The following is a 22447-nucleotide window of genomic DNA, read 5'->3' on the forward strand; positions in this document are numbered from 1 at the left end:
AATTAGGTCAAACCCAGGAATGGCGCGGGTTTGCCAACAGTCCCTTCACCTAAGAAGAACAACACCCGAAAACTACCTGCAGAACTGTCTAAAAAACAGTCTTAAAGACCCTATTCCCGAAATTAGGTCAAATCCAGGAATGACGCAGGTTTGCGTTGCTGTCCCCCCACCTAAGAAGAACCACACATGAAAACGACCTGGAGAACTGTCTAAAAAACAGTCTCAAACACCTATTTCCCGAAAATCGACAACCCCAGCAACGACGCGGCTTCCGTCAAAGTCCCTTCACCTAGGAGAAAAAACATCGGAAAACGATCTGGAGATCTGTCTAAAAAACAGTCTCAAAGACCCATTTCCCCAAATCAGGTCAAACCCAGGAATGACGAGGGTTTGCCAACAGTCGCCTCATCTAAGAAGAACAACACCGGAAAACGACCTGGATAACCACCTCAAGTCTGAGGTAACTCAAAAATCGGGCAAACCCAGTAACGACGCGGCTTCCGTTGCTGTCCCTTCATATAAGAAGAAGAACACAGCGAAAAAGCGACAACTCTCAAAGACCAGTCTCCAGGACCCTTTCCTAAAGATCCTCCTCGAGACAATCCCCGAGATCCAGGAATGACGCGGCTTCCGTCAAAGTCGCTCCACCTAGGAGAAAGACCCTCAGAGATTGGCCTGGAGAACCACCTCAAATCTCAGTTTACCGATTTAAGGTCAAACCCAGTAATGACGCGGGTTTTCCAACAGTCGCTGCACATAAGAAGAACCACATCAGAAAACAACCTAAAAAACTGTCTAAAAAACAGTCTCAGAGACCATTTTCCCGAAATTAGGTCAAACCCAGGAATGACGCGGCCTCCGTCAAAGTCGCTTCATATAAGAAGAACCACATCAGAAAACGACCTGGAGATCTGTCTAAAAAACAGTCTCAGAGACCCTTTTCCCGAAAATCGACAAACCCAGCAACGACGGGGCCTCCGTCAAAGTCGCCTCACCTAAGAAAGAACCCACAGACCAAACCCCAGGACCGAACCGAAGGCCCTCTCCGAGATTTTTCCCTGGAGAGAGTCTCCGGGTCGGTCCTCATTCCCAAGCGAAAGAGGACTCAGACCAAACCTAAAACCAACCCATTGAAGGAGCAAAACTCAGTGAACTTGAAAACTGAAATGACCAGCCGAGAGATCGCCGAACTGACGGGCAAACGTCACGACAATGTTCTCCGGGACATCGAGGTCATGTTCAAAAAGCTGAAGACCAACCCGAGCGACCGTCTCGACAGTTACGTCGATGCAAAAGGCGAGACTCGGAAAATGTACCGACTCGACAAAGACCAAACACTCACGATTGTTACCGGGTACGACACCAAACGCCGCTATGCCGTGGTGCGTCGCTGGCATGAACTGGAGGAACAACTCCAGGGCAAGGAATTGAGCGTCGATGACGTCCTGGCACTAAACAACAGACTGATTGAACAAATCAGGGCCTCAGAGACTGGTCTTTAAGTCCAAACCTCGGGCCTCAGGAATAACGGGGCCTCCGTCAAAGTCCCTCCACCTAAGAAAGACCACACCCCAAACCAACCACAGGAGATTAGGAATCTACTCGTTATGCTCACTTGGAAAAAAGCCAAACTCAGGTACAAAACCAAAGTCAACTTCCTGGCGAAAGTCCGGAATGTTGGTCTCAACGGTCCCTGGAACAAACCCCAGACCTTTTACCAATCAACTCAACTTCCCGTTTTTTTGAAATCTAGGAGCAGAAAGGAGCAATCCCCAGCATGTACCAAAAAAAAACAACCTGGCTCGACTACGCAACCCAGAACAAGCGCTACAGCCTGAATGCTGATCCAACGACAGACCGCATCATTCAGCAAACCCAGAGAGCCCTCGAGGAAGAGATCGGTCAGAAGGTCAGTTACAGCTATGCCGTGGCTTATCTTCTGAAACGGGGCTTCAGAACTCAAGGGCTGCATCAGACCGCGTCCTGAAGTTAGGTTCGACAGCCTGTTCCCGTTTTCAATAACTCAAATTTGAGTTATCAGCGAAATCAACAAGTTAGCAATCTCAAATCTAAGTTTGCACAAAACCTGTCCCTGATTCCAATAATCCAAATCTGGATTATCTATGCAATCAACAACTTACCCCAGCAACAGCACTCAACCAGGAAATCTCATGAACAAAACAATGACTCTGGACCAGGTCCGGATCACTCATTGGACAGGCCCAGCAGGAGCCCAGGCGCTGATCGTCAGCTCAAGGACTGCGACGGCCTTCACGACCCACCTCAGCAACGCAGAAACCAAACAGGGACCTTGCCCTGGCGCATTGGCTCAGGTCTTCAAGGACGGTGACTTCAATCCGTCCGCGATCCCTTTAGGCTGGACAGCCTACGTCGTCCCCTCAGACTTCGCCACTGAGGCATTGATGGAGAAAATTCAAAAGGAGGGCTGGCCCCGGCACTGACTCAACACCACACACATTGACCCGTCTTTAAACCCCACCCCGCAAGAACTCAATCTCAAAGGAAATCTCAACTATGCAAAACTTCAATAACCAATCATTCGAAGACCTGATCCGCAATGCTCAACCACAACAGATCGCAATGTTCGACAAAGAGGACAATTTCAAGGGCTACCGCCAGGCCCCAGCATCGACCCTGACCGTTGATCTGAACTCTCCATTCGTCAGCCAGGCCGAGATCGCGACAATGTCAGATTCAGCCCGGAGCATGATGACCCGAGCCCATACCGCAGCGAATACCCAGGCTTTAATGGGCTCAAAACCAAACCAAACGACCTGGAAGCACATGATCGTATCTGCCGGGACCTTGGCTCGAGCTGGGATGTCTATCGACACCAGCGGCAATTTTGAGGGCTTCCCGTTCTTCATGGGCTTCGATGATGCAATCGGGACTATCTGGTTAGGTGAAGGAGCAACCATTCCGGAGAACTCAGCACCGACAACCAAGTTCCCTTATGAGATCCACTCCCTGGGAGCATTTACGATGGTCAGCCGTCGATTCCAAAAGATGGTCCCGTCGTTCTTCCCTCAGTTGAAGATCGCCCAGGCGAATGCAATCAGGGACGCCGTGGAGAAAGCCTTCATCCAGGGCAATAGCACGACGAACCCGGCACAGCCTGACGGTTTGGTTCGCCAGGTGACAAAGTACGCCCTAACGGGAGCCAGTAAGTCTGGTTTGATTATCATCGGTGAGTCCCTGGAGGTCCTCGAGGGGAACGGCCTGGACCGCGAGGAAGTCTCGATCATCATGAGCCCGGATGTCGCGAAGAAGTTCCGACTCGAGACAGGCGCTCCGGCCCACAAAGCACTGAGCATCAAAGAGGACCGCATCCTGGTCTCTCGGTTCATGCCTGCCGGGACAATGGTCTCAGGTCGATACAGCGACTTCCAGGCAGTGACAAACCCGTCTATCGCATTCCTGGCGCATACCTACACCCCAGCAGGCCAACCAGAGACAGGAGCAACCCGAGTCCGCTCGATCTTCGAGGCTGACGCCGTGGTCCTGAATCAAGACAGTTTTGTGAAGACAACCAGCATCGCATAACTAACCACCTCAAATCCCCAGGATGACCTCCTGGGGAACTCTCAAGGACCAACCTATGAATTTTTTCAGAAAGAAAACAGCCCCAGCCATCCCGAGTGAATACGGGATCGCCCTTCAGTACGCCAAAGACTGTCAGTTCGGAATGCGTAACGGAGATCCGGAGACAGACTTTGCTTATCTCGACGGTGGCGTTCGCCTGGTCATTTATGAGTTCGGAAGTTCACAACCCTTTATCCTGGGACGCACAACCCGAGACTGGATCAAAGAACGATTCAAGCTCTCGGACTATGAGACTCAAACGGTAATGGATGTTTTGAACTCCAGGGCCCGGAAGTTTCTCCAGGAGGCCGAACGTCGGAGAGTCGCAGAATCTCGAGGGATTGGCGGTCGCAGCATGGCCGACAGCCTCAGAAAGCAATGGTTTGGTTAGAGACTGATCTTTGAGACCGTCTGAAGACCGGTCTGATTAAGACTGCTATCAGTACCGACACCATCCAAAACTAGTCTCCAGATCTGAGAGACCCTCCTGGAGACTCATCTTTGAGACGGTCTGAAGACCAAGTCTGATCAAGACTGTTATCAGTACCGACAAAATCCAAAGCTGTCTCCGGGTCTCAGATCCCCCTGGAGACCGATCTTCAAGACCTCTTACTAATACCAAATAAATTCAGTCCCCTTTCCAGACTCGTCTCCAGTCCTCCCCGGACAGTCGTCTGGATTGGTCCCAAAGACCCCTTACTAATACCAAATAAATTCCTATGGCATTGAATAACCGATTTTTCGACTGTGTCGACTTTTTCAACTTCGATGAGTTCGACGAGGAAGAGAGTCTCCAGGACCAGTCAATCGAACCAGTCAAAAAACAGAGAGGGAGACCGCCTCTCGTTGTGCAAAACCCATTGGACGGGCTCCCGAGAGAATCCTACATAACAAAGTCAGGACAGCCGACAATCTGGCTTGATGACGCTCTTACCGGAGCAATTCGTATTGTGGGGGATAAAGACAGACGGAAGACCACCAAAAACGGATACGTCAGCTTCTGGAAGGTCTTCCGGGTATTGGTGACACTCAGAGGCCCCCTGACTCCAAAACGAGTCTCCGAGGCCCTGGGCGTGTCTCATAACATGGGATGGCGAATCGTGACTATCATAATATTTCTAAGAGACGTTTTAAAATTTACTCAGAAATATCATCAATCTAAATTCCAACTAAATCATTCCCATTGCACTAAACTTTCTCCCCATAGGACTCTGTATGAATTCGGAGAATTCACAAGCTAAACGAAGCATTAGTTCAATTCTGTCAGATGTCATTCCCTTATGCTTAGATCTTTCGAAATACATAGCCAGCATCTCCGTAACATCATGACCGCGAGAGAGAGACCATGGTGCAGGATATTCCCGATCAAGACGCTTTGCTTCCGCGATTAAATCCTCGACATACAGGGGATGATTCGACCACCGAGGCAACGCTTCGTATACTTCTGCTTCATCCACACTAATACTGTTTGGATCAAAAAAACCTCTTACTTCAAACCCATTCAATACACTTTTACTAAGATGATTGTCTCTTTGAACAATAATATCTGCGGCACGCAGACTACCGACAAATCTAGAAGCACGTTCTAATCTGGAACGAATTTTGTCCGCTTCAGAGGTATCGACATCTAAATTCACAAGAACTTTTTCAAACGCTCTTGTATTGATGAGGTATGCCTCCAAGTCATTGTAAAAAAGTTTACCCTCATCAAAGCAAAATGAGTTATAGACAAACTTCTGATTAGAATGTAGCTGCTTTTTTGCAACCACATCAAAATCGACATCAGCACAAAAATATAAAAAGTCGTAATCACAATAAGGTTTCAATTTTGAGCTTTCAAAAGTTTTCTCAACTAGCCACTTGCCATCTAGTCCATCAAATCGAATATTTAGACCATTATCGATCCATTGACTCAAAAAACGTTTATCACAAACTCCTTCAACAATAGCTGTCTTTATTTTCCTACTTTTGAACATGCTTAGTGCAGTATTCAACAAGTTTTTTGGATCAGTCTGATACTTCTTGAGCAAACTCATGATTAAACCTCTTTTCGAGATTCAGTTTCAGAGACTGAGTATTGCTCTGCCAATTCAATAACATTATCCCATCTATCACCAATAAGTATCGGAGAGTGTGTAGCGAGAAGAACAGAGAATCCATTTAATTTTCGAATATCTTCAAGAATCGATAAAAACTTTTCCTGCCACTCAGGATGGAAAGATATTTCAGGCTCATCGATTAAAACCAAAGCGCCTTGAGTCGTATTGAAAACTAACTTCCCGATCAAGACAATTAAATGTTGCTCACCCGATGAAAGAACAGACAATGGAATAGGCTTCCTATCCCCATCAATGACTTTCGCTAAAATCCCAAAATCGGCCGACGTCTCGATTTTTGTAAATGCTATTAGCTCATTAATAGAACTACAGAATATATCAAGCCGCTGCGCCAGATCTTCCAACAAAGAAAACTTTTCTAGGACGTCGTCTAAATATGTCTTAAGCACTAACATACCGGCATTTTCAGTAGATTCAGCATGGACATTTAATTGTCTAGTAGTTTCCGTATGTGGAAGTAAACCTAATCTACCATAACGTTCTTCATACCACTGAACCGAATTAATAGATTCAATTATAGACTGTCTTGTTGGTGCAATACCTTTCTTAAGAGACTCAATCAATCTTGTTGGGAAATTAGTCTCTTTCTTACGCCCGGCTTCAAATTGATTCCTTATTGCACTTTGCATTTTTTCTTCAATTTCTTTAGCAAGAGCCCCGACCATAAGACTATTTTTTACACCACCGTGGGTTCGATAATCAATTTCTTCTTCATATTTGAGTCTATTTGTAGGAATAGAAAATACATTCAATGAGTTTTGAATTTCAACCAGCCATGGTTCTTGTTTAATTTTCCGCTTAAACATTGGATGGTCACCATAACGTGACAAAAGCTCAATGCCATCTATTACTTCTCCAGTTCTATCATGTCGCCAAGTGCGCGGACCTATTCTAGTTAAGAATGGAAGCGAACGGTCGACAACAAAAGAAGGTTCATCATTATCCTGACTTGCAAACGGATCTTTTATTTTTGTGTAATTTAGACCTGAACGAATCAATATATAACGTGTGATATTTGATTTAGAACCGACATCGTTGCTAGGTGATTCTTCCTCAACATGAGACATCTCAATAACAGTTTCATTAGATAAGAAAAAACGGACAATCTCAAATCGCTCCCTTAAAAAATAATAGTAATCACCAGAAGCGAAACTATTTATCATTTTAAGAATCGTAGACTTCCCATAACCATTCGGCGCTGTCAGAATAGAAATTCTACTCTCGCTTTCAGATATATTTATAAAATAATCGAATCTACCAAACAGCTTAACGACTTCCATTCTTTTAATTCTAATTCCCATATAACACCCGCTAAATTGTTAAAAAAATCCCATGCCGAAATGAAATGCGAAAAAACAATAAATTACACAACGGCAAGCCGCATAACGTCCCTGATATAACAACATAACTTTGCAGTTTTTCCAAGGTCAGACGTCACTTTTTGCCAATAAATCTGCATGGCATGCAATCAACGGTATCAGCTATATGCGAACAGACTTTACTCAGGACATATATGTGTTATCAACTTAAAAGTACTTCGGGTCCTTCCTGGGCCTTTACGCTGTGGGTAGTTTGCGCCCCGATGTTTCAAATCTGGGAGGGTTTCCAAAAGGACTATATATCACCAACATCAGCCAAAAGCCGCGTCATATATGCTTTTTTGGAATATCAGATATAAAGCCGGGACCAGCGATCCCAGGACAGTCTCGAAGACGCCCCTCAAGATTTGGTGGAGACGTTTTAGGTTTACACTAAATCGGACTGCCGGGTTTTTCAGGATAAATACCCAACCCCAAGACAACCTTCAGGGCCATTATGAGGATTAGTTTTTGGACCCCCATTTTGGACCCCCTACCAAGCCACAACCCTTGTATATCAATAAATTCGCGGCCTCCAGAAAATTTGTCGTAGCCTCCCCCCAGCTCCACCAATAAGCCGAGAGGCACTAAAAACCCTAAGAATCAAATTCTTAGGGTTTTTCTTTTTTGGGGTTCGTAGACCCTTTTTGTAGACCTTAGGCAATGATACGAGCAGGTACCAATCCACCGCAGGGCTTTTTTTTAACCACAGTTTTCAGTCATGATGTCGCAGGGCCGCTTTTGAATTTTCATCCGGTAATCAACCGATAAACCCGGCCCACACAAATCAGGGAGAGCCAGGATGGCGGAAAAGCTTAAAGGCACTTTAGTGCAATGGGATGATGCCAAGGGTTTTGGTTTTATTGAGCCGAGGTTGCCGGGGCCGCGCGTTTTTGTGCATATCAGTGATTTTGCCCGTCAGACTCCAAGGCCGGAAGCTGGCTTGCAGCTGGTCTATCAGCTGGCGAATTCTGCGGATGACAAACAGAGGGCTGTCGCGGTGGTGCAAAGCCGGCTCGATGGCAAACCGCTGACTGCAACAGAGAAGCCAAACTCCGGACCATCCAAACTAGCACCACTGTTTACGCTGGCTTTTTGTCTTTCGCTGGCCGCAGCTACCGGCCTCGCGCTGGTGCCACAGCTGATTGGCAGTGCCTGTCTGCTGATGTCGATATTAACCTTTGGCTTATATGCCTGGGACAAAAAAGCCGCGCGCGCCGGCCATTGGCGCACCGCGGAATCCACTTTATTACTGGCCGGTTTACTCGGCGGCTGGCCTGGCGCTGTCGCTGCACAACACTGGCTGCGGCATAAAACCGTCAAAACCAGTTTTCGCGCACGCTTTTGGGCCACTGTCGGCCTGCATTGTTGCTTGCTGCTTCTGGCGTACGACCAACATTTTTTTGGCCTGCCCTATCGCTTCTAACCCTGTGATTGACAGTAACAGCACAGCGCCATACTGTAGCTAAACTATTTATTTCTCAGGGAAAATTTATGGAGTCTGCATTCATCAACGCCAGCTTGGTTAATCTGGCGCTGAACTTAAGTTATACCGTGATTTCGCTGTTCGTCGCGGTGGCTGCATTGATGGTGATCGATAAAGTTCTGCTGAAAAAACTCGATATTCAACAGGAACTGGCCAACAACAATCTGGCGGTCGCGATATTTTGCTCAGCACTGATGATTTTTGTCGCGCTGATCATCTGTTTTGGTTTGCAACACTAAGATGCGCTGGCTCTGGTTGCCGTTGCTGCTGGCTATTGGCTGTATCTATTGGCTGGACCGCCCATCAGCGGCAATGTCAGAGAGCCAGCAACTGATGCTGATGCTACAACAAAGCGCAGACCGGATACCGGCCGATTTATTGCGGCACAACAGAGCCGGCATGCTGACCATGAATACCACCGGTGAAACCATCAGCGAAATGGACATCACTGCCACATTACTGGACGGTAAAGATGACCGGGCGCAGCCATTTATGTGGCAGGACGCCAATGGCCGACCAGCCATTATCAGCGCACAAGGCATTGATACCGAACACCATTTCGCTAATAGTTATCTGGTTGGCGCCCATCCGTTTCGGATTGATAACCCGGCGTTACCGCTCTATTTCCTGTCGAAGCGCAAAGTCTATCAATATGACCAGCAGCAGTATCAGCGCGGTGATGTCTGGCAAAATTCTGCGCAGGCCTGGGTGCATTTACGTGGCGACTGTGAAGACCACGCGATGATCCTGGCCGACTGGCTGCTGGCTGAAGGCTTTGATGCGCGGGTAGTGCTTGGCAGCTACCGCGGTGAAGGCCACGCCTGGGTCGTCGCCTTTTTACAGGGGCAGGCATATTTGTTGGAAGCCACCGACAAACAAGCCGGCAAAAGCTGGCAACACTTGCCACTGGCAGCCCTTGCCACCGATTACCACGCCGAATTTATGTTTAACCGCGACAAATTCTGGGTGCGCCAGGCGCAGGCTCCGCTGCTGGACTATCAAAGTGCGCATTGGCTGGAAACAGCGCGGTTTCGTACACCAGACCCGGAGTAACCACTTTTTTCTGTCTGAATCTGAAGGATGCGGTTAATATCAGATTCATCCTGGCCCGTTAAGGTGAAGTTATCCCTGCTGCAACAGCACCAACGGAGCCTGCGATGGAAAAGCCAATTTTACGCACAGCCCTGATCCTGACTGGTATTCTGACCTTTTCGATTTCGGCGTTATCCTCAGCACCAGCCCGTTGTTTATCCCTCTCCCACGCCAATGACAAAGCCATGTGCCTGGCCAAAGCCCAGCTCGATGTCAGCCGCTGCGACCAAATCAGCGATAGCACTTTGCAGCAGCAATGCCAGCAAGCAGTGCACACAACGAATTAATTTGCCCCGCTGGCAGTCTATGTTGTCCTTTTGGCTGCCGGCATTTTCACTGCTGAATTGCATTCAGACTTTATTCCATCTTGCCGCGCTGTGCCTTTTCTGGCTATGGTAAGCCAGAGTCTTCTTTTTACAGCGCCAGATGCATCAATCCACCGCCACAACAGTGCAAACAAACGCAGCGCCAACAGAGACGGTTCAGCTGCCGCGCCAGCTTGGCTTCTGGAGCTTATGGCTCTTGGTCATTAATGGCCTGATTGGTGCTGGCATTTTTGGCTTGCCAGCCGGCGCCGCCAGACTGGCTGGTGATTTTAGCTTATGGCTCTATCCGCTTTGCGCTTTGCTCATCCTGCCGGTGTTATTGTGTTTTGCCGAACTGGCCAGCCGGTTTGCTGGCAGCGGCGGGCCGGCACGATACGCCGCTGCAGCTTTTGGCCCGGTGTTCGGCTTTCAGGCCGGTTGGTTATATTATCTGGCGCGGCTGGTCTCAGTCGCAGCCAACAGTGTATTGCTGGTGGATTCGGTCAGTTATTTTTTGCCGTCGTTGCAAAGTGGCAGCCCGCGCCTGCTGCTATTACTCAGCATCATTGGCAGCCTGACGCTGTTGAATGTCTGGGGCGTACGCCAGACGATGCGATGGTTGGGTACGCTGACGCTGGTAAAAATTGCGGTTATCGCCGGTTTTGCAATAAGTGGCTGCGCTTTGTTGCTGCTACCAGCGACGTCTTTGCATCACATCGAATGGCAACCATTCTGGAGTTACCCCGCCGTCAGCGATGGCCCCGCTGCATTACTTTTGCTGGTCTATGCCTTTGTTGGTTTTGAATCTGCGCTGATCCCGGCCGGTGAAGCGAAAAATCCGCAGCGCGATCTACCTCGTGCCCTGTTGCTGGGGTTAGCCGTCGTCACGCTGTTATATATGGCGGTACAGGCCGCCTGTTTGTTACTGCTGCCAAACCTGGCTGACAGCAAAACACCATTGTTAGAAGCCACTGCTCTCATCACCGGATATTGGGGCCAGACGTCGTGGCGCCCCGCCGCCACCGGCCTGCTGATGTTTGGCATTATCGCCTCGGTCAGCGCCAATCTGCTCGGCGCGATGTTCTCGACGCCAAGACTCAGTCACAGCCTCGCCACACAAGGCCAGTTGCCAGCCTGGTTTGCACGCGTGCATCCGAGGTTTCTGACGCCAGCCAATGCCATCTGGTTTTTTGGCGCGCTGACGCTGTTATTGGCCAGTGCCGGCAGCTTTTTCTATCTGGCTGCTGCGACGGTGTTAATCCGGGCCTTGTTATACGGTCTGTGTTGTTTGGCCCTGCCCGTGCTGCGCCGCCGCGAGCCGTCCATACTACAGCTGCCGCTGGCCCCTTTATGGCCCTGGCTTGGCCTTTTGGTTTGTCTGTGGCTGGCGTCACAGGTCAGCGCAGCATCGGTCTGGTTAACCTTGGTTTTGCTGGCGCTCGGGCTGTTGTTATTCCACGCGGCGGGCTGGCAGCAACAAAATCAAGGCTCTAGGGGCTGTTGATGTTTGGTTGTTATGTTTTGTTCGTTTCGGCCACCGCGTGGTGGCGGCGTTTTGGGCGCGAAACGAGGCGCGTGGCATAGTTATTCTATGTAAGCAACGAGTGACAAAGCCCAAAGCGCCGCCAAACGAACCCACAGGGCAGCGTTTGGCGGCTCTTTCTGCAGCGTTAGTGCTCGTTTGTGTAGAATAACACACTGGGTACCACGTACGGCGCTCGCACTGCCTTGCATAAAAAGCCGCCAAACTGCTGCAAAAAAAACACCAAACATCAACAGCCCCTAGGCTTTAGATTTGAAGAATGGACCCCAGATCCATTCTTAGTTCCCACGCAAGTACCTGAGGATTTATCATGGCGAAAAAACAACCGAAATCCGCCCAGCTGGATATTGGCATTTCACTGGAACACCGCGAAAAAATCGTCAAAGGCCTGTCCGCGCTGTTGGCTGACAGTTACACCTTGTACCTGATGACGCATAACTTCCACTGGAACGTCACAGGGCCACAATTTAACAGCCTGCATAATATGTTTATGGCGCAGTACACTGAACAATGGAACGCGCTGGATATCATCGCCGAACGCATCCGCGCTTTGGGTTTCCCGGCACCCGGCACTTACAAAGAGTTCGTGAAACTGACCTCAATTAAAGAAGTCGAAGGCGTGCCTTCCGCCAATGAAATGGTGCAGCATCTGGTAAACGCTCAGGAAACCACAGCCCGCACCGCACGTAGTCTGTTTGATCTGGTCGGCGAAGCCAATGACCAACCAACCGCTGACGTGCTGACGCAGCGGCTGAACGTGCACGAAAAAACGGCCTGGATGCTGAGAAGCCTGCTGGCGGAATAATCTCATACCGGCAAGAGACGCTGCTGCCGTGTGAAGGCCGCGCCTCTTGCCGACATTTTCAGCGAACTGTCGAGCCATTGCGGTGCAGTGGTTGACAGTGCGCGGCGCAGCACAGAAGATAACCGCCTGTTTTCATCCGCGTCTGCCTTTGATACGCGTTCTGCCTGAGGTTGTCTGTGTCAGCATCCCCCCAACAAACATTTTTACAAGGTCTTGGCCTTGGTATCGGCGCTGCCGCGCTGCTGTTTTATTTTTGGCACACCGAAGCGGTTTATCAGCTGCAGCAACAATGGCTGGCGGAACAAAAAGCCCAGCTCAGTGCGGTACTGCAAAAACCTTCTGCCGCACAGAATATCGAAACTATTGATTTACTGATGAAAAGCTATGCAGTGACCGCAGGCACTGAAGATGCTGATATGCGTGAAGCATTGATCCAAAGCCGCCATCTCGAATTGCTGCAACAACTGCAGCAAAGCACGCAAGTGGATATCAGTGATTTAGTCGACCCGGCACGGCCTTTTAATGCCGCACAGTTGTATGCGGCCCTGTTGCGGATCAAACAACAGCAGGAAAAACAACAAGCCCGCAAACTATTGGACGCGCGGTTAAGCGAACAGACATCACTGCCTGCCGCCAATCCGGCTCAATAAGCGCAGAAAAAAGTCAGCGAAAAAGCCGACAGAAAAAGATCGCAGTGCCGGATTTTCTGCGTACACTAGGAACAGCATTTCCTGATTTACGGCAGATATGAAGGCACTGATCCCGCATAACGAAACTGAACGTCTGCAGGCCCTGCAGCAGCTGCATATTTTAGATACGCCGTCCGAAGCCGCCTTCGATGCGCTGACCGAAATTGCCGCCCATGTCAGTGGCGCCGGCTTTGCGGCATTAACGCTGATTGACCACAACCGGCAATGGTTCAAAAGTACTTTTAACTTCTGTGAACAGGAAAACAGCCGCGAAGATTCATTTTGCTCGCACGCGATTTTAACCCCGCAACAACTGACTTATATCCCGGATGCCCGTGCCGACCAGCGCACAGCCGACAATCCACTGGTGACCTGTGACAACGGTATCCGTTTTTACGCCGGCGCGCCGCTGGTGCTGCAAAATAAGCTGGCGCTGGGCACTTTATGTGTATTTGATACCAAGCCGCTTGAGCTCAACGCCGTACAGCAGAAAACCTTGCTGCAGCTGGCCGACCAGGCCGTGCTGCTGATGAACAGCCGTCTGTTGCAGCAGCAAAGTGCCGAACAAAATTTGCACCTGCAACAGGAAAGGGACCGGATGGGCGCCATTATTGACGGCACTAATATCGGCACTTGGGAATGGAATGTACAAACTGGCAGCACAGTGTACAACAATTACTGGTACAGCATGCTGGGCATGGAGCCGGTTGAAAACTCCGACGTCAGCATCTGGCAAAGCCGGGTCCATCCGGAAGATTTGCCCGCCGCCGGCGAAGAGCTGCAACAACATTTTGCCGGCACCCGGCCATTTTTTGATGCGCGTTTCCGGATGCGCCATCAACAAGGCCATTGGGTCTGGATCCATGCCGTCGGCCGCGTCATGGCCTGGACCGACGAACACAAACCATTGCTGATGTTTGGTACCCACCGTGACATCACCCAGGAACGCACGCAACAACAGGAAATGCAGCGTACCCGTTCTCATCTGCAGGCGATCATCGACTCTTCCACCGAAGCCGCAATGATTTCGACCGATGTGCACGGCGTGATCCAATTGTTTAACCCTGGCGCAGAGCGGATGCTGGGCTACAAGGCAGAAGAGCTGGTTGGTATCGCCACACCGGCCCAGTTACACGATGCCGAAGAGATCCGCGCCAGGTCTGTGCAACTTAGCGCTGAATACCAGCAGCCCATCAACGGTTTTGATGTGTTTGTCTACAAAGCCCGCCATGGCACCAGTGAAACCCGGCAATGGACCTACATTGGTAAAAAAGGTGAACGTAAACAAGTTCGCCTCAGCGTGTCAGCGATCCGCACCGAACAGGGCGAGATCCGCGGTTATCTTGGTGTTGCTATTGATATTACCCAGTTAGAACAGCTGCATCATGCGCTGTTACTGAGTGAGCAGCGCCATCGTTCAATGCTGGAAAACCTGCCGGGCGTGGTCTACCGCTGTATCAACGACGCACAGTGGACCATGTTATTTATCAGCGACGAAGTGGAAAAGCTCACCGGTCATCCGGCGCGCAGTTTTATCCGCAACCAGAAGATTAACTTCGCTGAGCTACAGCTGGCCGAAGACTTGCCGCTGGTGCGTGAAGTGGTCGACCGCGACCTGAATAATCATGCCCGCTTCAGTGTCGAGTACCGTATTCGCCACGCCAATGGCACAGTGCGCTGGGTGCAGGAACTGGGGCGTGGGATCTACGACGCCAGCGGTGAACTGTTGTATATCGATGGTTTTATCTGGGATGTGACAGCGCAAAAAGAAGTTCAGCTGGCGCTGCGTGCCGGTGAGCAGAAGTTGTCATCGCTGTACCAGCTGGCGCCGCTTGCTATTTTACTCAGCCAGTTCGACAGCGGCGACATTCTGAGCGTCAATCCGCAGTGGTGTGAATTATCCGGCCTGCATGGTGAGCCTGCCCTGCCGCTGCCAGCATTGTTGTCGTTTAGCAGCGACCAGCTCGGGCAACGGCAACAAGCGCTGAGGGAGCATGCCAGTTTCGGCCCGGTCGAGCTGGAGCTGCAGCATGCCGATGGCCATCAGATCCCGGTTGTACTCAGTGAAGTGTTGATCCAGAACGCCAGCGGCACCGCACAGGTCTGGTCCATTATTCAGGACATCACCGAACGCCGTCGCGTTGAACAAATGAAAAATCAGTTTGTGTCGATGGTCAGCCACGAGTTGCGCACGCCACTGACGGCGATTTCCGGTGCTTTGGGCCTGCTAAGCGGCGGTGCCTTGGGTGTGTTACCACAGGCAATGCAGCCGATGTTACAGATCGCCGGCGATAACAGCGAAAAGCTGACGCAACTGATTAATGACTTATTGGATATCGACAAACTGGTCGCCGGCAAAATGCAGTTTGAACTGCAGGACTGCGCAGTGCGCGAACTGCTGGAGCAATGTGTCCGCCACAATCAACCTTATGCTGATAAATTCGGCGCGCACATTGCGCTGACAGCAGGGCCGGATGCGGTACTGGCGCTGGATCCGATGCGTTTTCACCAAATCATGGCGAACTTGTTGTCGAACGCGGCAAAATTCTCACCGGCCGGCTCCACAATCTCAGTCCAAACCACCTTGCAGCAAAACTGCTTTCGCATCAGCGTTGCCGATCAAGGCCCTGGTATTCCGGAAAGTTTCCGCGACAGAATCTTCGAAAAATTTTCCCAGGCGGATGCAGCAGACGCCCGCCAGCGCGGCGGCACTGGCCTTGGACTGGCGATAGTGAAAGAACTGACCAACCGGATGGGCGGTCAGATTGACTTTCACAGTGAAAGCGGTAAAGGCAGTTGTTTTTATCTGGATTTTTTCCTGCAGTAAGCCTGCGCAACTCATCATCACAGCACTAGCCGGCTAGCCTTACCCGGCGCCTATCCTTGCAATGACGACTGCGCCGGTACATCTTCCGGCGGCGCCTGATATAAAATTACCTGATTACGGCCCGCCCCTTTCGCCTGATATAACGCCTGATCAGCATGATCAACCACGATGTCAACCTGCTGGCTGTCACTGCCACTGGTGATGCCGGCACTGAAACTGCAGTGAAAAGTCTGACCATTGCTGACAAACGGAATACGGGCAAAAGCTTCACGCAGCTGATTCACCACCTGACAGGCTTTATCGAGCTGGCATTCCGGCAACACAATCAAAAACTCTTCACCGCCGTAGCGGCCAATCAGATCAGTTTTGCGCAGCTGCTGGCGCAATAAATTGGCCAGGCTGCTGATCACCTGATCGCCGGTTAAATGACCATATAAATCATTTACTTTTTTGAAGTGGTCAATATCCAGCATCGCCACACTGACACTTTCCTGTAGTCGCGCTGCCCGCTCCAGTTCAGCGCCGAGCCGCTCTTTGATATGCGCATGCTGCAACAAGCCGGTCAGACTGTCTTTGGTCATCACTTCAGCCAGCTGCCGGGCACGTTGAGCCCGGGCAAAAATCGCCACCACTAAGGCATTATCACTGATCGGTTTGGTCAGGAAATCATCACCGGCTTTAATCAGCGACGCCATTTGCCGATCGCTGTCAGTTTCGGAGGATAAATAAATGATCGGCACACCAAGCCATTCGTCCTGCAGCCGGATAGCCTGCGCCAGTTCAGGGCCAGAACATTCCGGCATATTCACGTCGAGCAGAATGACGTCCGGATGAAAGCGGCGCAGGCCCTGAAACACTTCGGCCGGATTGGTCAGGATCTCGGCGCGCAGGCCGGCATTTTGCAGCACCAGCGCATAATGCTGCGCCAGTAAAATATCATCATCGACAATCAGCACCCGGAACGCATCACGCTCGCGCACCGACAGCAGCCGCTGCAAACGGGCTTCCAGGGTGGCCGGGTTCAGCGGTTTGACAAAATAACCGAGCACACCGGCCCGCACCGCCTGCAGATAGTGGCTAAATTCTTCTTCAGACGACAACACAAAAATCGGAATTGGCTGAGCCTGCGGACATTGCAACCGGCTGAGTGCTTCAAGCCCTTGCGCCCGGTCGTCCAGCGCGTCGAGGTCGACGATAATCACGTCCGGCGCATCCAGCGCGGCTGAACTCAGCAACTGACTAAAATCACTAAAGCGTTCGACCTGATGGCCAAAAGTTTTTAGAGTTTGGCCTATGGGCTGGGAGATCAGCGGGTCATCACACAGCAATAAAATCCGCGCGTCTTGTTTCTCGGACTTTTTCGGTCTGGAACTACTGAGCTGCTGTTCGCTCGGTTGGCCGGCGGCATGCTGCATATCAACAAACTGCTGTTGTAATAACGCATGTTCGTCGCGGCCCGGCAGTTGTTGCTGCGTCAGCAGTGCTTTGAGCTGCAGTTCGATACTTTTGGCAATAGTACCAACATTGGCCAGACCAAAGGTGCCGGCAGAGCCGGCCAGGGTATGAAAACGTAAGATTAACACGGACGCCTGCTCGCGCCATTCCAGCGGCCCGGCCTGCACAAACTGCAGCAACAGCCATTGCAGTTGCGGCAGCTCCTGCTGCAGACGACGCAGATACTGTTGGTTCAGTTCCGCCAGTTGCTGTTCAAGTTTCGCTGCAGTCCCGTCCATGCACATCCCACTTTGATATCAAGCCATTACGCCTACTATAGCAAGGGCCGCCGGATGACTCCAGCGCCGTCACAGCCTGACTTGCAACCCCTGATTCAGGCTTTGCCGGTAGGCCTGCACTGCCGGTACAGCACCAAGCAACAGCGAAAGCGCCAGCACCAGCCCAAGGCCCGCCGCCGTATGCGGATGCCAGGCCAGCAGGCTAATCACTAAGCCATATTGACTGCTAAGCCAGGGTTGCAACGCCGCCAGACTGCCGGTTAATAACAGGAAAGCGCCGGCGATACTGGCCACTGTTAACAGCAGTACTTCCAGCTCGATCAGTAAAAACAGTTGCCAGGGCCGCGCGCCAATAGCCCGTAGGATCGCCAGTTCGCGCGCCCGTTCACGCTGTGCGGCTAATAAAGTGGTGGTCAGGCCAATCAAAGCCGCCAGCAACACCAGCGCCGTGATCACCAGCAGCAGATTTTCCACCAGCACCAGCATCTGCCACAGTTCCGCCAGCGCCGCGCCCGGTAAAATCGCCGTTAAAGGTTCAGCTTTAAATTCGTTGATTTGGCGCTGTACGGCAAAAGTCGCGACTTTGGATTTAAGCCCCAGCAAAGCACCGGTCAGCACGGTCGGCTGCAGCGCCGCAAGCTCGGCCTCCGACAATACAGTTTTGGCTTTACGCATCGCCGGCGCACCGTTTTGCCAGCCCTGATGAATGGCTTCGATGCCGGTCAGACTGACATGCACCGACTGGTCGACCGGCGTGCCCGTCGGCGCCAGAATGCCGACCACAGTAAAAGGCTGGTCTTTGTGCTGACTGAAACTGACCTTGCCAACGCCATGCGACAACACAATCTCCTGTCCGAGCTGATAACCGAGTTTTTTCGCCACATCGGCGCCAAGCACGGTTTCATAGACAGTGCTGAATTCACGCCCGGCGGCTAACTGTAGCGACTGCTGCTCGCCGTAACGGAAATAGCGGAAATAGTCAGTGTTAGTGCCCAGCACCCGAAAACCACGATGCGAGTCGCCCAGTGCCAGCGGAATCGCCCAGCGCACCTGCGGGTGCTTACTGATTTGCTCATAATGCGCGTAGCTGATGTTATTAGTAGCATTGCCGATGCGAAACACGGTGTACAGCAACAAATTCAGCTGGCCGGAACGGGCGCCGACAATCAAATCAGTGCCGGCGACTGTGCTGGTAAAACTGCGTTTGGCTTCCAGACGCAAATGGTCGATGCCGAGTAACAGGCTCAGCGAGATGATTAAAGAACACAAGGTCAGCCAGGCGGTGCCACGCCGGCTCCACAAACTTTGCCGGGCTAATTTCAACAACATACCGCCTCCCCGTGCACCGCTGTGACGCCATCGCTGAGCCGGCCCATATCCAGCTGATACTGAAAATAACCGGCAAGCGCCTGATCATGGCTGACAAAAACCACGGTACTGCCGGCCGCGTCGGCTTCGTGTAACAACACCCGCATAAAAGCATCGCGGTTGTCCGCGTCCAGCGCTGACGTTGGTTCATCCGCAATCAATAACGTCGGCTTGCCAAGCAAAGCCCGCGCTATCGCAACCCGTTGTTGCTGACCAACACTGAGCGCCGCAGCACTTTGCTGCCACAGCGCCTGCGGTAATTGCAGTGCCTGCAATAACTCTTGCGCCCGCGCCGGATCTGCTGGCTTGCCACTAAATGCCTGCCCCAGCAGCACATTGTCCAGCACCGACAGATACGGGATCAGATTCAGCTGTTGGAACACCACGCCAATCTGGCGGGCGCGCAGCTGGTCACGTTTCGCCGCAGAGTTGGGTTGCAGCTGCGCCCCGCCAAGGCGGATCTCGCCCTGCTGGATACTGAGTACTCCGCACAGCAGATTCAGTAACGTGGTTTTGCCGGAGCCAGAAGCCCCCCGGATAAATAAATGTTGTCCGACCGCCAAAGTCAGTGCCGGGATCTGCAGACAAAACGTCTGACCCGGCCATTGATGGCGCAGATTTTTGAGTTCAATTGCGGGAATATTCGGATCCACGGCGACAAGCTGCCCTTTGAATAATGCTATGATGCGAAAAACCGTGATTTTATAACATATAGTCGGGAAGAAGCTCCAATGTTCAAACCGTTGTTAATAGGAACTATTCTGGCACTGGTCGCATCTGCGCCAGCCATGGCTGCCGAAACTGCAAAAACCGCTGAACAGGCACCAGCCGCACGCAGCCTGCCGGCAGATAAAACTAAAGTTATCGAGCTGGAATGGACTGACTTATTGCCGGACGCTGACTTACAAAAAATGGAAGCCTTGCCAGAAGTCAGCCATGAAGGCGGCGAAGGCGCCGGCTCTGCTATCAACAAAAACTTTAATGCCAGCAACGACCCATCGATGAAAGCCTGGGCTGATGTGATGTCCTCCGCCAACGTCCGTGGTGAACTGAACGGCCGCAAAGTCAAGTTACCGGGCTTTATTGTGCCGATTGAATATGACGCCGACCAAAACATCACGGCATTTTTCCTGGTGCCTTATTTCGGCGCCTGTATCCACGTGCCACCACCACCACCTAACCAGATTGTTTATGTCAGCGGCGCAAAAAATTTAAAAGCCGACCTGATTTACAACCCATTCTGGATCGAAGGGACTATGACCACGGATACGATGAGCCACGACCTGGCCAACTCTGCTTATAGCCTGAAAGTCGACAAAATCAGCGAATACGTTTACGAATAAATCAGTGAAAGCGGCGGCGCCAAAACACAAAAATGTCCGGAACGTTTTTGGACAGCCGCAGGCTGGTTGCGAAGCAATTTGCTACATGGATGTAGAAAACAAAAAAACACAGCTATTGCTGTGTTTTTTGTTTTGGGAACCACTGCTTCTATTCGGTACCCGGTAACTGCAGCACCGGCTGTTTTGTGCTGAGTGTCGCTGCGCCCTGCTGACCGCCACTGACCCACTGCACGTCGATTTGTTGTAAATCCGCGGCTTGGCTAAAGAGCGTGAATGTCACCTCATTGAGCAATTCCGCCGCTTTACACTGATAACTGAGGCTGATGCTGATATCGGCGTGCTGCCCGGCTTTGGCCCATGGGTCTTCCAGCTGCTGCTGTTGCAACACACACTGCGCTATCGCCGGCAACTGCAGCCACTGGCCGCTTTTGAGCAACGCCTGCTGTTGCTGCCAGACGCCTTGCTGCGCTGCAGTCGCCGGTTTCTGTTCAAAGCCAAGCAGATTGGCCGCCGGGCTTTGCAGCATAATCTCCAGCAAGCCACCGTCAGTTGCCAGCGTGAGCTGAGCCTCGCCATGCACATGGGCGCCGTGTTCTGCATGGCCTGGCGTATCGCTGGCTAATTCCAATACCGGCGCTGTGGCTAAGCATAACAGCAGCCCTTTTACCAAATTGCGCATCTCTAATCTCCACATAGCTCCGCCGTCAGGCACGGTAAAGATGTGACACTATCACAAAAACCGGCATGACTGCAGCTGCTGACGCCGGACTATCAGGCCAGACAACTGATTTGCAGGCCGAACCCCGGCTCTTCCAGCAATTTCAGCTCACCACAAAGTTTTTTCTCTACCAGCTGTTTTAAAATCGACATGCCCAAACCAGTGCCGCCAGCATTGGGTTTAGTGGTAAAAAACGGTTCGAAAATCTGCTGGCGCACCTGCGGAGTTAAACCACAGCCATTGTCCTTGTAGACAAACTGCAGCTCATGTTGGTCGTTCAGCGTGGCGCTGATACTGATGGCCGGATGCGCAGTGCCATGAAACGCGTGCAGACAACTGTTGATCACCAGATTGGTCAGGATTTGCAGCCAGACATCGGCGGCGGTGATCAACGTCAGATTGGGGTCTATATAGACATCTGGAAATACCGGGACTTGCCGCGTCGCCGGCGTCAGACTCGCCAGCAAATCGACCACCAGTTGACGAAAGGCCACCGGCGCGGACTCCACCCGGGTCTGATGCGCAGCGGTTTCTTTAAACTGCGCCATCAGGCGCTGGGCGCGCTGCAAATTGGCAGTCACCAGCAGCGAACTCTCATGCATTTGTGCTAATAAGTTCATCGCCTGTGACGCACTGATTGAACGCGCACGCATACCAAAAATAAAGTCCTGCAGGCGCTGCTCCAGCAAAGTATTGGCAGTCAGCGCCACTCCAAGCGGTGAATTCACTTCATGCGCCACACCGGCGACAATACCGCCTAAAGTGGCGAGTCTGGCCTGCGCTTCCATCTGCTGATGGGCACGGCGCACCAATTCATCGGTGTCGGCCAGCTGCTGGCTGCGCTGCTCGACCCGCAGCTCCAGCTGCAGATTCAGTTGCTCCAGCTGGCTTTGCGCGCTGAGGAAACGGTCAGCATTCAGCGCCCGCCCAACCTGATCGGCCATCGCCGCAGCAAAGCGCACCTCATTGTCGCTCCAGTGGCGGCAGCTTCGGGTGTGTTCACAACAAATGATGCCAATCATCTTGCCAAGATGCCGGACCGGCAGGTCCAGCATGGAAAAAATCTGATAGTTTTGCAGATAATCGAGAAATTCGGCGGTTTGCGGGTCAACACGCGCATCATGCGCCACGATGGCGCGCTCGCGGCGCAGTGCCTGAAAATAAGCCGGGAACTGATTGGCTTGCAGGCGCAGCGGTTCGGTCGCAAACACCTCAGCATCAAGCAACAACTGACAGACCATACTCTGCTCATCCAGGTCATAGAGCCACAGGCTGACCCGTTGCACGGCCAGCCCTTTTTGCAGGCTCTGCAGAATCAGCTGACTGGCCTGCTCCCACGCGCCGAGGTCAATCAGCGGAGATGCCGAGACATCCAATAAAATATGCTCAAATGGATCCACGTCAACCCCACAGCCTGTCAGATTAAAATTTAAGCTAGCGAAAAGTGGCGCTGTTGTAAA

At 51.6% G+C, this 22447-nt stretch carries 21 protein-coding genes; 14 read left to right on the forward strand and 7 right to left on the reverse strand.

The window, feature by feature from the left end; translation table 11 throughout:
* The first annotated feature begins 1148 nt into the window (after positions 1–1148).
* The 5 genes from ABNT34_RS16415 to ABNT34_RS16435 all read left to right on the forward strand — a co-directional run bounded on the left by ABNT34_RS16415 (position 1149) and on the right by ABNT34_RS16435 (position 3994).
* Entirely contained in the window at positions 1149–1502 is a 354-nt protein-coding gene (locus ABNT34_RS16415) for a Rha family transcriptional regulator (protein WP_348733530.1), read from the forward strand.
* A gap of 275 nt (positions 1503–1777) precedes the next feature.
* The gene (locus ABNT34_RS16420) at positions 1778–1987 is read left to right on the forward strand and encodes a hypothetical protein (protein WP_348733532.1); all 210 of its coding nucleotides are present in this window, start codon (positions 1778–1780) and stop codon (positions 1985–1987) included.
* Between the two features lie 184 nt (positions 1988–2171).
* The gene (locus tag ABNT34_RS16425; protein WP_348733534.1) at positions 2172–2462 is read left to right on the forward strand and encodes a hypothetical protein; all 291 of its coding nucleotides are present in this window, start codon (positions 2172–2174) and stop codon (positions 2460–2462) included.
* A 73-nt stretch (positions 2463–2535) separates the two neighbouring features.
* Positions 2536–3564 carry a phage major capsid protein gene (locus ABNT34_RS16430; protein WP_348733536.1) on the forward strand — a complete coding sequence of 343 codons (1029 nt, stop codon included), beginning with the start codon at positions 2536–2538 and terminating at the stop codon, positions 3562–3564.
* 55 nt (positions 3565–3619) lie between these two features.
* Positions 3620–3994, forward strand: coding sequence for a hypothetical protein (locus ABNT34_RS16435; RefSeq protein ID WP_348733538.1), 375 nt, complete (start codon positions 3620–3622; stop codon positions 3992–3994).
* A gap of 778 nt (positions 3995–4772) precedes the next feature.
* On the opposite strand, the gene ABNT34_RS16440 is transcribed toward ABNT34_RS16435, so the two are convergent.
* Together ABNT34_RS16440 and ABNT34_RS16445 are read right to left on the reverse strand one after the other, a co-directional pair.
* Positions 4773–5639, reverse strand: coding sequence for a hypothetical protein (locus tag ABNT34_RS16440; RefSeq protein WP_348733540.1), 867 nt, complete (start codon positions 5637–5639; stop codon positions 4773–4775).
* 2 nt (positions 5640–5641) lie between these two features.
* Complete coding sequence (locus ABNT34_RS16445; protein ID WP_348733542.1) at positions 5642–7021, reverse strand: AAA family ATPase; 1380 nt, start codon at positions 7019–7021, stop codon at positions 5642–5644.
* An 859-nt stretch (positions 7022–7880) separates the two neighbouring features.
* On the opposite strand from ABNT34_RS16445, the gene ABNT34_RS16450 reads away from it, so the two are divergent.
* The 8 genes from ABNT34_RS16450 (at position 7881) to ABNT34_RS16485 (ending at position 15825) form a co-directional block, all read left to right on the forward strand.
* On the forward strand, positions 7881–8504 hold the full coding sequence (locus tag ABNT34_RS16450) for a cold shock and DUF1294 domain-containing protein (RefSeq protein ID WP_348733544.1): 624 nt from the start codon (positions 7881–7883) through the stop codon (positions 8502–8504).
* A 68-nt stretch (positions 8505–8572) separates the two neighbouring features.
* Entirely contained in the window at positions 8573–8803 is a 231-nt protein-coding gene (locus ABNT34_RS16455; RefSeq protein ID WP_348733546.1) for a DUF350 domain-containing protein, read from the forward strand.
* Position 8804: 1 nt separating this feature from the next.
* Complete coding sequence (locus tag ABNT34_RS16460; RefSeq protein ID WP_348733548.1) at positions 8805–9617, forward strand: transglutaminase domain-containing protein; 813 nt, start codon at positions 8805–8807, stop codon at positions 9615–9617.
* Positions 9618–9721: 104 nt separating this feature from the next.
* On the forward strand, positions 9722–9943 hold the full coding sequence (locus tag ABNT34_RS16465; RefSeq protein ID WP_348733550.1) for a hypothetical protein: 222 nt from the start codon (positions 9722–9724) through the stop codon (positions 9941–9943).
* A gap of 139 nt (positions 9944–10082) precedes the next feature.
* Positions 10083–11465, forward strand: coding sequence for an APC family permease (locus ABNT34_RS16470; RefSeq protein ID WP_348733552.1), 1383 nt, complete (start codon positions 10083–10085; stop codon positions 11463–11465).
* Between the two features lie 349 nt (positions 11466–11814).
* The gene (locus ABNT34_RS16475) at positions 11815–12309 is read left to right on the forward strand and encodes a Dps family protein (RefSeq protein WP_031568432.1); all 495 of its coding nucleotides are present in this window, start codon (positions 11815–11817) and stop codon (positions 12307–12309) included.
* Positions 12310–12485: 176 nt separating this feature from the next.
* On the forward strand, positions 12486–12959 hold the full coding sequence (locus tag ABNT34_RS16480; RefSeq protein ID WP_348733554.1) for a hypothetical protein: 474 nt from the start codon (positions 12486–12488) through the stop codon (positions 12957–12959).
* A gap of 97 nt (positions 12960–13056) precedes the next feature.
* Entirely contained in the window at positions 13057–15825 is a 2769-nt protein-coding gene (locus ABNT34_RS16485) for a PAS domain S-box protein (protein ID WP_348733556.1), read from the forward strand.
* Between the two features lie 50 nt (positions 15826–15875).
* Here ABNT34_RS16485 and ABNT34_RS16490 read toward each other — a convergent pair whose 3' ends face one another.
* The 3 genes from ABNT34_RS16490 to ABNT34_RS16500 all read right to left on the reverse strand — a co-directional run bounded on the left by ABNT34_RS16490 (position 15876) and on the right by ABNT34_RS16500 (position 19579).
* A complete protein-coding gene (locus ABNT34_RS16490; protein WP_348733558.1) occupies positions 15876–17558 on the reverse strand; it encodes a diguanylate cyclase in 1683 nt (560 codons plus the stop codon).
* A 69-nt stretch (positions 17559–17627) separates the two neighbouring features.
* Entirely contained in the window at positions 17628–18887 is a 1260-nt protein-coding gene (locus tag ABNT34_RS16495; protein ID WP_348733560.1) for an ABC transporter permease, read from the reverse strand.
* On the reverse strand, positions 18878–19579 hold the full coding sequence (locus tag ABNT34_RS16500; RefSeq protein WP_348733562.1) for an ABC transporter ATP-binding protein: 702 nt from the start codon (positions 19577–19579) through the stop codon (positions 18878–18880). Before ABNT34_RS16500 ends, ABNT34_RS16495 begins: the two co-directional genes overlap by 10 nt.
* 78 nt (positions 19580–19657) lie before the next feature.
* Between ABNT34_RS16500 and ABNT34_RS16505 the strand changes: the two genes are divergently transcribed.
* Positions 19658–20269 carry a DUF3299 domain-containing protein gene (locus ABNT34_RS16505; RefSeq protein ID WP_348733564.1) on the forward strand — a complete coding sequence of 204 codons (612 nt, stop codon included), beginning with the start codon at positions 19658–19660 and terminating at the stop codon, positions 20267–20269.
* A gap of 148 nt (positions 20270–20417) precedes the next feature.
* On the opposite strand, the gene ABNT34_RS16510 is transcribed toward ABNT34_RS16505, so the two are convergent.
* Both ABNT34_RS16510 and ABNT34_RS16515 read right to left on the reverse strand, forming a co-directional pair.
* Positions 20418–20948, reverse strand: a complete 531-nt coding sequence (locus ABNT34_RS16510; RefSeq protein WP_348733566.1) for a DUF2796 domain-containing protein — start codon at positions 20946–20948, stop codon at positions 20418–20420.
* 92 nt (positions 20949–21040) lie between these two features.
* Positions 21041–22387, reverse strand: coding sequence for a GAF domain-containing protein (locus ABNT34_RS16515; protein WP_348733568.1), 1347 nt, complete (start codon positions 22385–22387; stop codon positions 21041–21043).
* Positions 22388–22447: the final 60 nt, after the last annotated feature.

This window comes from Rheinheimera texasensis, from assembly GCF_964031785.1.
GTDB lineage: Bacteria > Pseudomonadota > Gammaproteobacteria > Enterobacterales > Alteromonadaceae > Pararheinheimera > Pararheinheimera texasensis_A.

Excerpts from the sequence above, each read along its gene's own strand:
- ABNT34_RS16420 (WP_348733532.1), top strand. The coding sequence starts at position 1,778 with ATGTACCAAAAAAAAACAACCTGGCTCGACTACGCAACCCAGAACAAG.
- ABNT34_RS16425 (WP_348733534.1), top strand. The coding sequence starts at position 2,172 with ATGAACAAAACAATGACTCTGGACCAGGTCCGGATCACTCATTGGACA.
- ABNT34_RS16430 (WP_348733536.1), top strand. The coding sequence starts at position 2,536 with ATGCAAAACTTCAATAACCAATCATTCGAAGACCTGATCCGCAATGCT.
- ABNT34_RS16435 (WP_348733538.1), top strand. The coding sequence starts at position 3,620 with ATGAATTTTTTCAGAAAGAAAACAGCCCCAGCCATCCCGAGTGAATAC.
- ABNT34_RS16440 (WP_348733540.1), bottom strand. The coding sequence starts at position 5,639 with ATGAGTTTGCTCAAGAAGTATCAGACTGATCCAAAAAACTTGTTGAAT.
- ABNT34_RS16445 (WP_348733542.1), bottom strand. The coding sequence starts at position 7,021 with ATGGGAATTAGAATTAAAAGAATGGAAGTCGTTAAGCTGTTTGGTAGA.
- ABNT34_RS16450 (WP_348733544.1), top strand. The coding sequence starts at position 7,881 with ATGGCGGAAAAGCTTAAAGGCACTTTAGTGCAATGGGATGATGCCAAG.
- ABNT34_RS16455 (WP_348733546.1), top strand. The coding sequence starts at position 8,573 with ATGGAGTCTGCATTCATCAACGCCAGCTTGGTTAATCTGGCGCTGAAC.
- ABNT34_RS16460 (WP_348733548.1), top strand. The coding sequence starts at position 8,805 with ATGCGCTGGCTCTGGTTGCCGTTGCTGCTGGCTATTGGCTGTATCTAT.
- ABNT34_RS16465 (WP_348733550.1), top strand. The coding sequence starts at position 9,722 with ATGGAAAAGCCAATTTTACGCACAGCCCTGATCCTGACTGGTATTCTG.
- ABNT34_RS16470 (WP_348733552.1), top strand. The coding sequence starts at position 10,083 with ATGCATCAATCCACCGCCACAACAGTGCAAACAAACGCAGCGCCAACA.
- ABNT34_RS16475 (WP_031568432.1), top strand. The coding sequence starts at position 11,815 with ATGGCGAAAAAACAACCGAAATCCGCCCAGCTGGATATTGGCATTTCA.
- ABNT34_RS16485 (WP_348733556.1), top strand. The coding sequence starts at position 13,057 with ATGAAGGCACTGATCCCGCATAACGAAACTGAACGTCTGCAGGCCCTG.
- ABNT34_RS16490 (WP_348733558.1), bottom strand. The coding sequence starts at position 17,558 with ATGGACGGGACTGCAGCGAAACTTGAACAGCAACTGGCGGAACTGAAC.
- ABNT34_RS16495 (WP_348733560.1), bottom strand. The coding sequence starts at position 18,887 with ATGTTGTTGAAATTAGCCCGGCAAAGTTTGTGGAGCCGGCGTGGCACC.
- ABNT34_RS16505 (WP_348733564.1), top strand. The coding sequence starts at position 19,658 with ATGTTCAAACCGTTGTTAATAGGAACTATTCTGGCACTGGTCGCATCT.
- ABNT34_RS16510 (WP_348733566.1), bottom strand. The coding sequence starts at position 20,948 with ATGCGCAATTTGGTAAAAGGGCTGCTGTTATGCTTAGCCACAGCGCCG.